General features: G+C 47.2%; 8 protein-coding genes. 1 reads left to right on the forward strand and 7 read right to left on the reverse strand.

What is annotated here, in order from left to right; translation table 11 throughout:
- Nucleotides 1–246 precede the first annotated feature (246 nt).
- The 7 genes from PTQ21_RS31155 to PTQ21_RS31185 all read right to left on the reverse strand — a co-directional run bounded on the left by PTQ21_RS31155 (nt 247) and on the right by PTQ21_RS31185 (nt 12,785).
- Nucleotides 247–3,354: an alpha-mannosidase gene (locus PTQ21_RS31155; protein WP_274568426.1), complete on the reverse strand. Its 3,108-nt coding sequence runs from the start codon at nt 3,352–3,354 to the stop codon at nt 247–249.
- Between the two features lie 4 nt (nt 3,355–3,358).
- Nucleotides 3,359–5,707, reverse strand: a complete 2,349-nt coding sequence (locus tag PTQ21_RS31160; protein WP_269054099.1) for a glycoside hydrolase family 3 N-terminal domain-containing protein — start codon at nt 5,705–5,707, stop codon at nt 3,359–3,361.
- A 33-nt stretch (nt 5,708–5,740) separates the two neighbouring features.
- Nucleotides 5,741–6,595 carry a carbohydrate ABC transporter permease gene (locus tag PTQ21_RS31165; RefSeq protein WP_205525065.1) on the reverse strand — a complete coding sequence of 285 codons (855 nt, stop codon included), beginning with the start codon at nt 6,593–6,595 and terminating at the stop codon, nt 5,741–5,743.
- Nucleotides 6,596–6,679: 84 nt separating this feature from the next.
- A complete protein-coding gene (locus PTQ21_RS31170) occupies nt 6,680–7,609 on the reverse strand; it encodes an ABC transporter permease (RefSeq protein WP_063566098.1) in 930 nt (309 codons plus the stop codon).
- A 75-nt stretch (nt 7,610–7,684) separates the two neighbouring features.
- Entirely contained in the window at nt 7,685–9,157 is a 1,473-nt protein-coding gene (locus PTQ21_RS31175) for an ABC transporter substrate-binding protein (protein ID WP_063566099.1), read from the reverse strand.
- 282 nt (nt 9,158–9,439) lie between these two features.
- Nucleotides 9,440–10,954 (reverse strand): response regulator transcription factor, encoded by a 1,515-nt coding sequence (locus PTQ21_RS31180; protein ID WP_274568428.1) that lies wholly within the window; start codon nt 10,952–10,954, stop codon nt 9,440–9,442.
- A 1-nt stretch (nt 10,955) separates the two neighbouring features.
- The gene (locus PTQ21_RS31185; protein WP_063566101.1) at nt 10,956–12,785 is read right to left on the reverse strand and encodes a sensor histidine kinase; all 1,830 of its coding nucleotides are present in this window, start codon (nt 12,783–12,785) and stop codon (nt 10,956–10,958) included.
- Between the two features lie 211 nt (nt 12,786–12,996).
- Here PTQ21_RS31185 and PTQ21_RS31190 point away from each other — a divergent pair, with 211 nt between their 5' ends.
- Entirely contained in the window at nt 12,997–15,753 is a 2,757-nt protein-coding gene (locus tag PTQ21_RS31190) for an endo-beta-N-acetylglucosaminidase (protein ID WP_274568429.1), read from the forward strand.
- The last annotated feature ends 30 nt before the right edge of the window (nt 15,754–15,783 follow it).

A 15,783-nucleotide genomic window follows, 5' to 3' on the forward strand; every position in this document is an offset into this window, starting at 1 on the left:
AGATAAACTCATTAACTGTACACTGGACACTACGATTGCAGTACCATCTTCCGATCGCTGTTATCCCCAGATTTTTTTGATTCCCTTCTCCAATGGGAAAATCCGGGGATAGCGTATGCTTCCGATGTAGCTTTCTTTCAGAAAGCTTTTAGGCGAACACTTCGTTTCTCCATCTGGTTCTGCACTCTCCGTTGTCGTGTACATGTTTTAGTTCATCTTACATAGCTCAATATATTTCAAAAAGGTTTACCGTAATAGCACGGTTTTTATTTCGTAAGGTTTAAAAGATAATGTAATCTGACCATTGGTGGTATCCAAAGGCTCGCCTGCTTCTTCCAAAGCATTGGAGAGATAAGCTTGCTCAAATGCATGCGGCCATTGCAGCGTCACTCGTTCACGTGTGCCCGAAGACTCATAGAAACGGAGTACTGTACCGTTTCCTGCCTCTGCCGGTTTGACCGTATCCAAGATGACATGGTTGCTATCGAATTCAATCCATGATCCAGTTGCCGGGCGTACGCCTGCGTTCTGGTCCACCTGATGCACAGGCACTTCATGGTTTAATTCGGCTGCCTGACGTACCGTATGTGCACTTCTCCAGTCGCCTTCATGTGGATACAGGGAATAGGTGAAGTCATGTTCTCCAATATCCGCAGTCCGGTCAGGCCATCTCGGTGCACGCAACAAGGAAAGGCGAATCGTGCTTCCCTGTACGTCGTATCCATATTTGCAATCATTGAGCAGACTGACGCCATATCCGTGCTCGGCGACATCTGCGAAGCGGTGTCCGCACACTTCATACTGAGCTTGCTCCCAACTCGTGTTACGATGAGTTGGACGCTCCAATGCACCGAATGGAATTTCATAGGTCGCTTTGGAACTCACTACATCGATTGGGAAGCCCACTTTGAGCAATTTATGATCTTCATTCCAGCTTACATGGGTCTTGAAATCGATCCGTCGATTGTCATGATAGAACACCATATCCTGTGTTATCACAGACTGGTGAAGCTTCCACTGAAAACGAAGTACATCCTTCGTAGTACCTGCCAGAACCAGTTTTTTCTCCAAGAGTTCCACTTCTCCAGCAATCTGAGCCTCATAACGACTGTCGATATCCCAGGCATCCCAGAGCGTCGGACGGTCATGGAAAAAGTGAAATTGATTGCCGCGCTCACCTGGCTTCAGAATCTCGCGTTCTGCTGTCTTGTCCCACAAGCGGGATATCTCGCCACGCTCGCTGAACTGAACATGGTAATACGCGGTTTCCCATGTATCTGTAAAGTTCTTTTGCCCGGCAATGCTCGCCATTTCCCGTACATTCGTTTCCCTTGCATTTTCCGGTACGAGCCAAATCGTCTTATGACCAAACGCTGGAATATCCGTCACCAGAACCGAAATTTGGCCATCTTCCTGATCCATGCGCAAACGCTGACCTTCTTCATCTATAACGTAACGATCCAATCCATCTTGCATTTGAAGTTGAACGACTTCACTTCGATTCCAACCAAGGCTGTTGAACACAACATAAGGAACAGAACCCTCTGGCCCCTGCGTGTTAATCCCCCTCGTTAATGCAGCAACACCTTGATTCAGTCCTGCTCTACCCAATTCGAATACCCGAATATACTCCTCATCCGACGTTACATAGGATTCCGTTATGGCCGAACCAGGGATAATATCATGGAATTGATTCAGTAAAATCAGCTTCCATCCATCATGCAACGCCAAACGCACTTCAGCATCCTGCTGCGGCTCCATATCCGGTAAGGCAAGTGTGTTCCAGAGCTCCGCTTCGCGATAAAGCACCTCAGCCTTCCGGTTGTTGCGCTTATTGCGACCATGGGTCGTATAGGTACCCCGGTGAAGCTCCAAATACAAGTCGCCATGCCACTTCGGAAGATCAGGCTGCGCCTTCTCGATTCCGTCAAAAAAGGCACCGGCGGTACTATAACCATTCTTCGGTTGGCCCACCATCAACTCAGAACGATCCACGTACTCCAACATCTCTCGCGTCACGCCGCCGCCACCATCGCCATGCCCGTACAGAAGCATATGCTCAGGATGCGCCGCCTTCTCGCGGTAAGACTGCCAATGATCATGAATGTCCTTCGGCAGCGTATGCTCGTTAACACCATGATTGAGATAAGACAGGATGGACATGCCATCAATACCTACCCAGTGGAAAAGGTCATATGGAAATACGTTCGTATCATTCCATCCGAGCTTGGTCGTCATGAAGTACTCCACATTGCCATGCTTCAAAATCTGAGGCAGGGAAGCACAATAACCAAATGTATCTGGCAGCCATTCAATCTGTGATGTTTTGCCGAACTCCTCCATATAGAAGCGTTGACCATATAACATCTGACGAATCAGGGATTCCCCACTCGGAATGTTCAGATCCGGCTCAACCCACATCCCGCCAACCAGTTCCCAGCGTCCTTCGGCAATGCGCTTCTTCACCCGTTCATATAGCTCGGGATCATGTTCCTTCAGAAAAGCGTACAACAAAGGCTGGCTCTGGGAATAAACATACTCCGGGTATTCATTCATGAGTGCATCCACCGTGGAGAATGTACGACTGGTCTTGCGCACCGTCTCACGTACAGGCCACAGCCAGGCAATGTCAATGTGCGATTGCCCCACCATATGCTCCAAGCCTTCGGCGTTTCCACCAATCTCTCGCACTTCATGGATCAATCCTTCTTCGATACTGTGGATGCCATTCCCCTGCTTGACAGCGTCTTCTGTCAGACCTACGAATTGATCCATCGCCCGATAGATCGCTTCCAACAGTCGCACACGGCGAAAATCACTTTCCGGCAGCAGCACTGCGGAATCACGCACAATCGTGACCGTGTACATCAGGCTGCGGACAGGTTCATTCGGTCGCACCAACAAACTGCTAATTGATGTAATCGGCGGCTGAATAACCGCTTGTTGGTTCAGTGGATCTACAGGCTCGGGTACCGGATCGAATAACTCAATCTCAAGTTCAGGCTGAGCCCCTACTCGGGAAGGGTCGAGTGTTACATACGTATGATTACGATCCAGCCCCTGATAGGAATGTCCATTCACCCGAAGCAAGCCTTCCCCACCGGATTCAAATACAAGTCCGTAAGGTTCTTTCTGCCAGGAGGCAGGTACATCCAACCGTGTCCGGAAGAAATAGGTCGTTCCCTGATCACTCGGGAAACGATTCAACCCCTCGCCTTCTGGATAAGCCTTCTGATCTTCATATTGTCCTGGCACTTTATAATAAGCGCGGGTGATGTCCCAGCTGCGCAGCTCCATTTGCTCCAACCACTGACGTTCGGACAACTCGCGAATAAATCGTCTGATGCGTTCCAATTCCTTACGCCTCCTCTACCGTCAGCTCGGCGAACTGCGTATCTTTCACATGTCTTCCGATATGAATATGGAATTGTCCTGGTTCAACGACAGGCGTGAGATCACGACCGATATATTGCAGCTGCTCCGCTCCAATATGGAAGGCTACCGTCTTCGTCTCTCCAGGTTCCAAATTCACTTTTTCAAACCCCTTCAGCTCTTTAGCTGGACGTGCCACCCGGCTAACCACGTCGGATACATACATCTGAATGACTTCTGCACCTCTGCAAGACCCTGTATTGGTGACTTCCACTGATACGGTGACTGTCTCGTTGGCCGTCATCGATTCTGTACTTAGCTTCGGCTCACTGTAATCAAAAGTAGTATAGCTAAGCCCATATCCGAATGGATAACGAGGCTCCAGATCCTCTTCCAAATAACGCTTGCCGCGTGAACGTTTGCCATTATAGTAAATCGGTAATTGACCTACATGCTTCGGAATGGATACCGTCAGTTTGCCGGACGGATTCACTTCGCCGAACAAGATGTCCGCAATGGCATGCCCACCCTCTTGACCTGGGTACCATGCTTCCAGAATGGCATCGGCATGTTCATCCACCCAAGGCTCGGTGATCGGGCGACCGTTGATATAAACAATGACAAGTGTTTTGCCAAGCTTGTGGATCTCCTGAATCAGCTCCAGCTGGACTCCGGCGAGTCCAAGCGTCATGCGGTCAATGCCTTCCCCACACTCCATGTCATTCCATGAGTTATCGGACACATTGGAAGCACCTGTCTTCAGATCGATTGTTCCTTCACCAAAATCACGGGCACTCGAGCCGCCAACGACCATGATGACCGTATCGGCCTGACGTGCAGTTTCTATTGCGTGCTCGAACCCTTCTCTCGAATCACCCTTGATGCGACATCCCGGTGCATAGAGCACCTGATTTTCACTATTTGAATGTTCAGCTGAGCCTTCCCCTGCGTGCCCACTCTCACTTACAGCAAGCTTACTGCGGATGCCATCCAGCACCGTAGCCACTTTGGACTTCGGTTGGGGGGAAGTATAATCGCCCAACTGGTTGTAGGCTTGGTCCGCATTAGGACCAATGACAGCAATTCGGCCCGCTGTTGGCGTCGACAGAGGTAACGTTGCAGCTTCATTTTTGAGCAAGACCACACCTTCTGCAGCCAATTGGCGTGCCAGTTGAATATGCTCTTCACTGCCAATGACTTCTGCAGCTCGATCGGCATCCACATAAGGCTGCTCAAATAATCCTAGCTTGAATTTCAGTGCCAGCACACGGCGGACAGCTTGATCCAGTACATGCATTTCAAGTTTGCCTTCCGAGATCGCTTGCACCAGATATTGTCCAAACATCTCACCGGACATTTCCATATCAATACCAGCCTGAATGGCCTGTACGGATGCTTCCAATCCATCTGCCGCCACATCATGCCCACTTGCGAGCATGTTGATGGCACCGCAGTCCGTAATCACCAGACCGTCAAAGCCCCAGTCTTTTCGCAGAACGTCATCCAGCAGTTCCGTATTAACCGTACACGGGATACCGTCGATTTCGTTATAAGCCGGCATAATGGATTGAGCACCTGCTTCAACAGCTTTGCGGAACGGATACAGATCTACTTCCAGCAGCTCACGCCAGCCCATATGCACAGGTCCCGCATTGCGTCCACCTTCCGAGCTGCCATAACCGACAAAGTGTTTCAGTGTAGCCGCTACCGCATCCTCTTGGTCCAAACGCTCGCCCTGAAGTCCTTGCACGGAAGCAACAGCTAGCTCACCAATGAGATACGGGTCTTCACCAAAGCATTCCTCGGTACGCCCCCAGCGTGGATCACGTACAACATCCAACACCGGAGAATACGTTACCGCACCGCCTTGAGCACGCGTCTCGCGAGCGACTGCCCGACACATGTCTCGGTACAGATCCACATTCCAAGTACTTCCTAAGAGCAGAGGAACCGGATAGACCGTACCGTCAATCGCCATATGTCCGTGAGAGCATTCCTCTCCGATCAGAATGGGAATCCCCAGTCTGGAATGCTCTACAGCATGGCGCTGAATGAGGTTTACTGCTTCTGCCCCTTCTCTGGCAGACAGTCCATTTTCAAGCGTAACACCCGTCCATGGATCTGCACGAAGTGCACCGTACAGGGAGCCTATGCCCCCGTTTTCCACCTGCTGCTTAAAGGATTCATTCAGCGTGATGTTCCCTTGATCATTCGTATATGTCTGCCAACCAAAAGGCTGGATGAGTTGACCCGCCTTTTCTTCCGTCGTCATTAAGCTCAGCAGATGTTCTACTCGCTCTTCCACGGATTTGCTTTTATCCTTATATATCATCATCCTTCGACGCCTCCACCCTATAGAAGTGATTCGTTACTCTTTGACAGCTCCGACCGTCAGACCTTGTACAAAGTAACGCTGGAAGAACGGATATGCGAAAATAATCGGCAACGTGGCGAGAACCACCATGGCCATCCGTGAAGTATCCTGCGGGATGGATTGCATCGCCGCCAGACTCATCGAGCTGTTCGCCGAGTTCTGCTGGATGAACTGGATGCTGGACTCGATCCGCATCAGCATCGATTGCAGCGGTACGAGGTTGGGGTTATCGATATATAACAGCGCATTGAACCAATCGTTCCAGTAACCGAGCGTACTGAACAATCCGATTGTCGCCAGCCCTGGCAGTGATAATGGAATGACAATTTTCATAAACGTATAGAATTCTCCGGCTCCATCAATTTTCGCGGATTCAATGACTGCATCCGGCACACTGGTTGAATAGAACGTACGCAGGATCATGATATAGAAGGCATTCATTGCAAGCGGCAGAACCAGTGCCCATATGCTATCTTTTAAATGAAGAAGTTGGGATACGACCATATAGGTCGGAATCATCCCGCCGTTGAACAACATGGTCAGAATGGCAAATATGGAGAAAAATCTCCGATAACGGAAACTCTTGCGGGAAATTGCATAAGCATACAGCGACATTAGAATCAGACTTATGATGGTACCCAGCACCGTCACCAAAATGGTTACCCCATAAGCACGCAGCAGCGTGTCTCCACTCTGCCACACAAACTGATAGGCTGCGAGACTCCATTCCTTCGGAATCAGTCGATACCCGTCACGGGCCAGTGCTTTCTCGTCCGTGAACGAGATGATCACTACAAACACGAAAGGAAATACACAGATTAAAGCGAATAGTCCGGCCAAAATATTCATAATGACGTTCCAGCCATTGGATACATGATGGAAGTCGCGTTTTTTTACGATTTGAGCCACAGTGGTTCACTCCTTTCCCTTGTCCTAGAATAGGCTGCTATCTTTATCGATTTTGCGTACAACATAGTTGGAAATGATAACAAGCACGAAGCCTACAACGGATTGATACAATCCGGCAGCGGTACTCATGCCAATCTCACCACTTGTTTTCAAGCCACGATACACATAGGTATCAATAACATTGGTAACGGCATACAGCGTACCCGAATCCCTTGGAACCTGATAGAAGAGACCAAAGTCGGCATAGAAGATGCGACCCACAGCCAGCAACGTCATAATAATAATGATAGGTGAGAGCAAAGGAATCGTAATGTTGCGGATCTGCTGCCATTTATTGGCGCCATCGATCATCGCTGCCTCATACAGCGACCGATCAATCCCCAGAATGGAAGCGAGATAGACAATGCTGTTGTACCCGATCGTTTTCCACAAAGCTACAAACACCAGGATATACGGCCAATACTTCGCTTCCGAATACCACTGAATCGGTTCCACACCGAACCACCCAATAATCTGGTTCAACATCCCCCGATCCATGCTCAGGAAGCTGAACGCGAAATAACCGACAATAACCCAGGATAGGAAATACGGCAGGAACATACCTGTTTGATACAATTTGGCTAATCGTTTATTGACCAGCTCCGAGAGCAGAATTGCCAAACCTACAGCGAATACCAGCCCCAGAATAATAATGGCAAGGTTATAAAAAAGCGTGTTTCGAGTAATGAGCCAAGCATCGTTAGTGCTGAACAGGAATTTAAAGTTATCCCAACCCACCCATTCGCTCTTCATCAGACTGGCCCAGAAGCCTTCGCGGCTGAAACGATATTGTTTGAATGCTGCTACTGTACCAACCAGTGGCAAGTAGGAGAAGAAGAAGAACCAGATGGCGCCTGGTAGCACCATGAACAGCATGACTCGGTTTCTAATCAGATTTTTCAAAAATGCGGTCATATGGAGATCCTCCTTCAGGCTTGAATGAAAAAGGATCGGGCGCAACAAGCAGCGGCCCGATCCCGGAATTTACCCTTACTTATTTGCCGCTCTCCAGGCATCAAGCTGGGTTTGGGCTTCAGCCATCACTTTTTCAAGTCCGGCTTGATTGAACTTCTCAATCACTTGCTCCAAATTGTTCTCTGGGTCCAGCGTACCTGTCATCAATGCGGCCCAGTATTGCTCTTTGACATTCTGCACAGCTGTCAGTTCCGACGACACCTTACTTGAGTCAAAGTTAAAGCTCAGAATTGGGGAATTTACACCCTCTGCATTAAACTTCTTAAACTCATCCCATTTGTTATCCGGGTCATTGTTGTTCAGATACAACAACATGTTGTTACCGAGGGAGTAAGAAGGCATATCGTAGTTCTTGGATTCAGCGAGATTTTCCATGTGCGTGTCATCCACTTTTTTGTAGTGGACGCCTTCAATACCGGAATCAACCATATTGCGCAGGACTGGATCTGTATTCAACAGGTTCAGGAACTCCATTGCTTTCTCCGGATATTCGGAGTTAGCCGAGATGGCCATGATCGAACCTTGTACAGACGTGTTAGTGATGATCGCATCACTAGCTGGTGTGGAAACTACCGGATATCCGTAACTTGCCGACCATTGGTTGTCTGCAAGCGGTTGAGTTTGTGCACGATCCAGGAACCAGTTGCCTGATGTAGTCAGGTCATTGGTAGAGCCTGTTGTTGCTGCCTCTGCAGATACATAACCAGCTTTATAGTATTTGCTCATCGTTTTGAGTGCTGCTTTCATTTCCGGAGTATCCAGAATGTTCACGATCTTGTAATCCGTTGTATCCAGTTTGATCGCCATTGGCAAATTCTGAATGACATAGTCATAAGGAACATAAGGAACGAAGTTTTTATCCATTCCAAATGGAGTCACGCTTGGCTCATTTTCCTTGATTGTTTTGAGCAAAGGCTCCAGACTGTCCAACGTACGGATATTGGAGATGTCCATTTTGTATTTATCAAGCAGCGTTTTGTTGAAACGCCATACCTCTTGTTGAGGCAGCTCTTTGTTGGCCGGAATTCCGTAATTGTGTCCGTCTACTTTCGAACCACTCAGGAATGCAGGATCAATCGTTTTAATAAGGTCCTGACCATATTTAGGGAGCAAGTCATCCAGTTCCAGGAATGCACCCTTTCTGGCATTTTGAACATAATCGAATCCGCCGGAAGAGGTGAACAGGATGTCCATTGGCTCGCCGGATGCTACGTTAACTTGCATTTTTTGCGGATAGTCACCCCAGTCAACCATTTTCATCGTTACTGTGGCATTAATTTTTTCTTTCGTGTACTTGCTGACTTCTTCCATCACTTTATTAACATCTTTCTGAGGGGTACCAATGGTGTACCAGATCAGCTCGACAGGAGCCTCTCCTGCTTCCCCTGATTCTGAAGCATCCTTGCTTCCTCCACAGGCGCTAAGAACGAGTGTAACCGCCATCAATAATGCAAGTACGAGAGAAAAACTTTTTCTTTGTTTACTCATTTCCTTGATCCTCCCTTTTCGTGTTCCCTTTAGCTCTACAAACTAACTGCTTTAACCTTATCGAATGAAAGCATTTTCAAAAAGAAGATAAACTTAATATTTCGAGGTACAAATTAAAGAGAAATCTGTACTGATTCATTAATTTGTACCTATTTGAATAAATCGCTTACATCAAAAAGACATGCTGAGTAACATTTGGCATCAACTCCATAGCATGCCCTCCTGTCCCCAGAATGTCTCATTCATTTCAGTCCACTGGTCCAATCGGTGATCCGCTGAACATTATCCAAAAACCTTAAAATCAGTTGGTGAAATTCCCACATACTTGCGGAACTGTTTATAGAAATATCCGGTCTCCCAGTACCCGACATTCCTTGCGATCTCATGTACTTTCAGATTTGAATTGCGCAGCTGTTCCTTGGCACGTTCAATCCGGTATTTATTGATATATTCGGCAAAAGTCTCCCCGGTCTCCTTGTGGAACAGTTGTCCCAAATATACTGGATGAAGATGATAGTGAGCACCCAGCAGCTTCAGGGAAAGCTCTTCTGCGTAATGTTTGTCAATATGTTGAAGCACCTGGTTGACGATTGGATTCTTTAAATCCTGAAGCAAAGACTGAATCGTCTCCGAACCAACCTGCTGCAACGCCTGCACGAGTTCATCAAAGGTTCCGCTGTCCAATACAAGACGAAGTCCGCGTTGGTAAATAGCCGATTCATCCGAATGTTTGATGCCCTCCAATTCCATCTTGAAACGAATGACCACTTCCAGTGCGATGTTCTGCAACTCAGCCGGAGTAACCCCGTCGCGGTGCTGTTCAAAATCGACCCGAATTCGCTCCGCAAGCAGCTCTGCATTACGGGATAGAATGAGCTTCGCGTACTCCTTCCAATCGATCGAAAAGGAAGAAGCAGAGCTTCCCCCCTTCTCCAATATGGCATGATCGATCACTTTGAGATCGGGATAGATCATCACATACTGGAGCGCCTTTTTCGCCTCCTGATAGCTTGTCGGCGCATGGTGAAGTCCACGTATCAGACTTCCTACCCCAATCAGAACAGCAGGATGTGTCTCACATAGCGCAGCGGATAATGCCTGAAGGCACTCCATAAACTTCTCTTTTTCGTCCTCGCCTGCATGCAAATTGGCAACTATGACGATGTCTCCATCGATGTCATGAAATATATTCACATAGGACTTATCCTTCAGCATGTCCTCCACTCGCTCGAACATGCCGGATACTTCCCCTTTTGTCCGCAGGATAGCTACTGCAACATCAGGTGCATCCAGCGAAAGGTTCAAGAACTGTGCCCGTTCCTCGAATTCCGTGGCGGCAATCTGTCTCGTCAGCCATCGATGAAGAATGTTGTCTTTCAGAATCTGAACACCATAAGCATCATCCGTTTGAGGAGACAATGCATGGTCCAGCTTGGAAGCCGTATTACGAAGCGTCGATTCCAGCTCTTCCACATTGATCGGTTTGAGCAGGTAATTTTCGATGCCTAGCTGCATGCCCTCTTTCAAATATTCAAACTCATTAAAACCACTTAAAATAATCACCTTGATCTCAGGCTGCAACTGCCTTGCTTCCCGAATCAGATCCAGACCATTCATGAATGGCATCGATATATCCGTGATCAGAATGTCCACAGGCTGCGCAGACAAGGCGTTTAATGCGGCTTGTCCATTGCCGGCATGACTTACAATTTCCATATCAAACGACGACCAATCCAAAATATCGTACAATCCTTCAATGATGAACGGTTCATCATCCACAATAAATACCTTATACATATTAAAAACCTGTCCCTTCTGTATGAGGATAACGAACCCTGATCAGGGTTCCTTCTCCGAGTGTACTTTCTATCGTGATGCCGAATTCCGGTCCATACAGGAAACGCAAACGGGTGTGTACGCTGCGCAGTCCGAACATTTTACCCGACTCTTCCGGACGTTCCAGTTCTTCTAAAATTTCAGTCAGGCGCTCAGGATCAATGCCTTTACCGTTATCTCTAACCTCTACCTGCAAAGCGTCGCCCAGTTCTTCAACAACGATCGCTAATTGATTATCCGAACGTTCTGTCTGAATGCCGTGCACCACATAGTTCTCAATAATCGGCTGCAGGGACAGCTTAACCACCGGATGCTGGTTATGCACAGGGTCCAACTGAATCGTGTACATGAAAATATCCTTATACCGGATTCGGAACAATTCCAGATACAGACGGCAAGCTTCCATCTCATCCTTGAGCGTATAATTTTTCTTCTGTTGAACAAGGCTCTTGAATAACACGGATAAACTGTAGATCATCTCCCCGACATCTTTCGCCCCCTGCGAAATTGCCCTCATTCGGATGACCTCCAACGTGTTATAGAGAAAGTGAGGATTAATCCGTGCCTGGAGAGCGACCAGTTCTGTCTCCTTTTGTTTGATCTCGGCTTTGTAGACGCGTTCAATATATTGATTAAGTTCATCCAGCATATCGTTGAAACTGTGCGAGATCTGTCCAAGCTCATCATCACGGGCATCATCGATGCGTGCTGTCAGGTTGCCATATTTCACCCTTTGGGTGAAACGAATGATTCTGCGGGTGCGTTTGGCAAAATTAATAATGAAAAACGCCGGAACCAACACTGCAAACAGGATACATATGATGCTAATCGAAACGATTGTGTTGCGTGTACCCGCATAGGCCTCAGCCATCTCATCCACAGGAACCGTGCCAACGACCACATAGCCCTGATCCGCCGAGACAAACTTGTTCACATACATATTTCGCTCCTTTTTCATCGAGTCCATATCCGTCTGATCAAACAGGGAATCGGCCACATTGATATAGGGGTACTTCTTGCCGTAATAGTTACTGTTGGAATCGAACAATACTGTACCTTTGGCTGACAGCACCACAATTTCTCCCTTGAGATTACTTTCGTAACTATCCAAAGCGTTGCCAATACCTGCTGAGTCAAAGAAAACAAGGAACTGACCCAAATTTCGAAGGGTCTGTGTATCGTTGATAGGCACCCGAATCGCATACAGCGCCGGGTCCCATTGATCAATTTCTTTACGAATCCAATAGTTTGGTGCGCTGATATTCGGTGTCTCCATCGCCATCACGTCAGGAATATAGGAATGAGCCACATTGGTGTTCAGCTTTCTGAACTGCTTATGTTGATTGAAGGAGGACAGATCCTGCCGCTCGGCACTATATAACATCACTTGATTGATATCCGAATTGCGATCCATGATATTTTGAAAATGTTTCAGTACATCAGCTGAATAATCATCCTGATTCGCATAATAGCCATTCGTCAGATGCTGTACATACTCGGCGTACGTGTGGTTCATCAGATAGGTGATATTGGCTGATAAGGCCTCATTCTGATGCATGTCCCTCACCATGTTTTGCACCGATTCATACTGCTGATGAATATATCGGTCAACACTCTCCATGGCCGCTTTCTGGATCGCCAGTTCTCGGCGAATTGTGGCATCGGACACCGACAAGAAAATGATATAGGATAAGGTAATAATCGTTACAATTGAGATCATGGAGAAGATGAACAGCATCTTCATAAACATATTATTTTTAAAGAAATTTTTGTAAACGCTAACAATTTTCAAGTCACATGTTCCCCCCGATGCTGTTTTCCTGTCTAAAGTATATCATTTGCCTTCTAACATTAACTTGTCACCTCGAACTTTTCTTTAGTTTATACCTTCCTTTCTTTAATTTCTCCCTATTTGAAAATGCTTTCATGCCCTATCGTTAACCATAAGTTTATTTTTGTGTAAAAGAATACCTTACATTCATTCGACTTGAAGGAGGAACAACATGACACGCAAACACAAACCCAAAGGCCTTATCCCCAAAGTAACCGCAATGGTTCTCACTTCGGCTCTGCTTGGACAAGTCATTGCCTCATCCGTTTATGCCGGAGACACGCTTCCTTACACAGGTGACAGCGCCAAGGGAGTAAATCAGCCTTATCAGCATGGCTACACCGCTGCCCAGATTCTGAATTGGACACCCGAAAGTGATATCCATGGTGAACTGCTTCGTGCTCATGTACCTTTGCAACCACGTAACTATTCCTTTGCGGCCACGCAGGCTTATCCCGAACTCAGCCCGGACACCCAGCTGTTTACGATGAGTGGCGATTATGGCAATTCATTCTTCGATAGCACCCCTTACACGAATGATTTCAGCGAGTACCTCTTTAATTATTGGCAGTACACAGACTATTATAGCTATTGGCATGGTATGGCTTCTGCTGGCGTGCCTGAGGAATTGTATGACCCCAATAAGGAATGGACGGAAAAGTACTTTGAGTTTGGCATTTTGAACATTCCGAATCCGGCCTACACCAATGCTGCACACAAAAACGGTGTCCGTTCCATCGCCAACATCTTCTTCTCAGACAATGATCGTGGACCACAAACCTACAAGCAGATGCTTGTGCAGGATGAAAAAGGGAACTTCCCTGTTGCTGCAAAGCTGGTCGAGATGGCAAAGTATTATAATTACGACGGATACTTCTTCAATCAGGAAGAGGTTGCCAAAGGCGTTGCGCCTGAAGACATCGCTTCCTACAAGAAATTCATGAAATATTTAAAAAACGAAGGACTATATGTTCAGTGGTATGACTCCACCATCAATACAACGGGCAAAATTCAATACCAGAACCAGTTTAACGGACTCAACAGTCCTTTTGTGCAAGATTCTGCTTTAGGCAGAGTCTCGGATTCGATCTTCCTGAATTACGTGTGGAACCATGACATGCTGCGTGATTCACGCGATCATGCCATTGGTTTGGGACTTGACCCACTGGAAACGGTATTTGCCGGTGTCGAAGGTGGGAATGACCAGTTTGGCCGTTGGAAGCAGCTCTACGATCTGCGTAACAATCTGGACGAGAACGGTCAACCGATGAACAGTATTGCAACACTTGGTGCTGACTTTACCCATAATGCCCTCGATGAAGAAATGGGCGATGGCAGCACGAATCATAGAGCCGATGATGAGTACCAATGGATGACCTTTGTTCGTGACCGCGCTTGGTGGTCAGGTCCAAATCAGGACCCAACCAACGCACGCCGTACGGCATCCGTCGATCTGTCCGATGTGTATGCTTCGGGTGCAAAGTGGGACGGCATCGCCGCTTATCTCACCGAACGCTCCGTTATTCACGGCTCCAATTTTGTGACCAATTTCAATACAGGCCACGGTCTGAAATATTATGAGGGGGGAACCGTCTCCAATGCAACCGAATGGTCCAATATTAATATTCAGGATATCCCAGTCACCTGGCAGTGGTGGATGGATAGTCAAGGTGACAAACTCACTGTTGATTTTGACTATGGTCCAACCTATGAAAAAGGTGCTCGTTATACGTATGATTCCGTTGGTGCGTTCACTGGCGGCAGTTCTCTTGTGGTGAACGGAAGTCTAAATGCGGACAATTTCCTGCGTCTGTACAAGACGGATCTGTCGATCAACGCCCAATCCAAACTGGAACTCACCTATAATAAACCGTCTGTCAACGACGCTTCCTCCATGTATGTCGGACTGATATTTGAGGATGAACCAACCAAAGTAGTCAAAGTCAAAGTGCCAGATTCAGGTCAGCACACGGCAGGCTGGAAGACTACTTCACTCGATCTAAGTGCATACCAAGGGAAGACCGTCGCAGCTTTTGGTCTATCCTTCGACCCTAATGGTACTACGATTGAAAAATATCAGATGAACATTGGTGAAATTCGTATATCCGACGGTTCTGCCGCCAAACCGAATGCTCCAACCGGATTCCATATTACCAAAGCACTGACCAACACCGATGAGTTGGTTGTCGAATGGGATATCGAGGACTATTCAAAGGTTAAGCAATATAATCTGTATGAGAACGGCGCTTATGTCGGTGGCGTGTATGACTCCACATTTTATATTAAAACGCTCAAACATCCCGCTGGCGAATTGTCCATTCGTGCTGTAGGCGCAGATGGTATCGAAAGTGAAGCAACCGTCCTGTCCTATGATCTGAATGCAGCTGTTCAGGACATTGATGTGAAATTCAAGAACAATGGCGATGCTATTGTCAGTTGGAAAAACCCGAAGAAGAACCCAGGTAAAGAGCCGATCCAGCTTACACTCCAAACGGAGTATACGAAGGAACCTTTCACCAAGACACTTCAGGTCAAAAAAGAAAAACAGTCTGCCATTCTGACAGGTCTTCCGACCAATGGCGAACATTACGTCCTGGATATTGCCATTGGCAAACAGAATCCAGTCACTACGACCGGACAACTGGCAGATACTCAGATTACACCATATGCCAAGGAAAAGGTTACGGTAAAGGATGGAAAGTATACCCTCGCATTGCCTGATTTGGAGGATTGGTACAAAATCTATATCTATGAAAATGAGGTACCACGCGAATTCGGAGTAACTTACGTTTCGCAAAAATTCCCTTATATCATTCGGGGCAGAACGAAGCTGAGCGAGCTGACATTCACTCCCGCATCCAGCACCAGCTCCCTGAAGCTCGTTATCGAAGATTATGCTGGCAATAAAGCAACGACGATTCTGCGATAAAAGATTCACAAGAAATCAATCCAGCCCTTT

Source organism: Paenibacillus marchantiae (genome assembly GCF_028771845.1).
Lineage (GTDB): Bacteria > Bacillota > Bacilli > Paenibacillales > Paenibacillaceae > Paenibacillus > Paenibacillus marchantiae.

Excerpts from the sequence above, each read along its gene's own strand:
- PTQ21_RS31160 (WP_269054099.1), bottom strand. The coding sequence starts at position 5,707 with ATGATGATATATAAGGATAAAAGCAAATCCGTGGAAGAGCGAGTAGAA.
- PTQ21_RS31165 (WP_205525065.1), bottom strand. The coding sequence starts at position 6,595 with ATGAATATTTTGGCCGGACTATTCGCTTTAATCTGTGTATTTCCTTTC.
- PTQ21_RS31170 (WP_063566098.1), bottom strand. The coding sequence starts at position 7,609 with ATGACCGCATTTTTGAAAAATCTGATTAGAAACCGAGTCATGCTGTTC.
- PTQ21_RS31175 (WP_063566099.1), bottom strand. The coding sequence starts at position 9,157 with ATGAGTAAACAAAGAAAAAGTTTTTCTCTCGTACTTGCATTATTGATG.
- PTQ21_RS31180 (WP_274568428.1), bottom strand. The coding sequence starts at position 10,954 with ATGTATAAGGTATTTATTGTGGATGATGAACCGTTCATCATTGAAGGA.
- PTQ21_RS31190 (WP_274568429.1), top strand. The coding sequence starts at position 12,997 with ATGACACGCAAACACAAACCCAAAGGCCTTATCCCCAAAGTAACCGCA.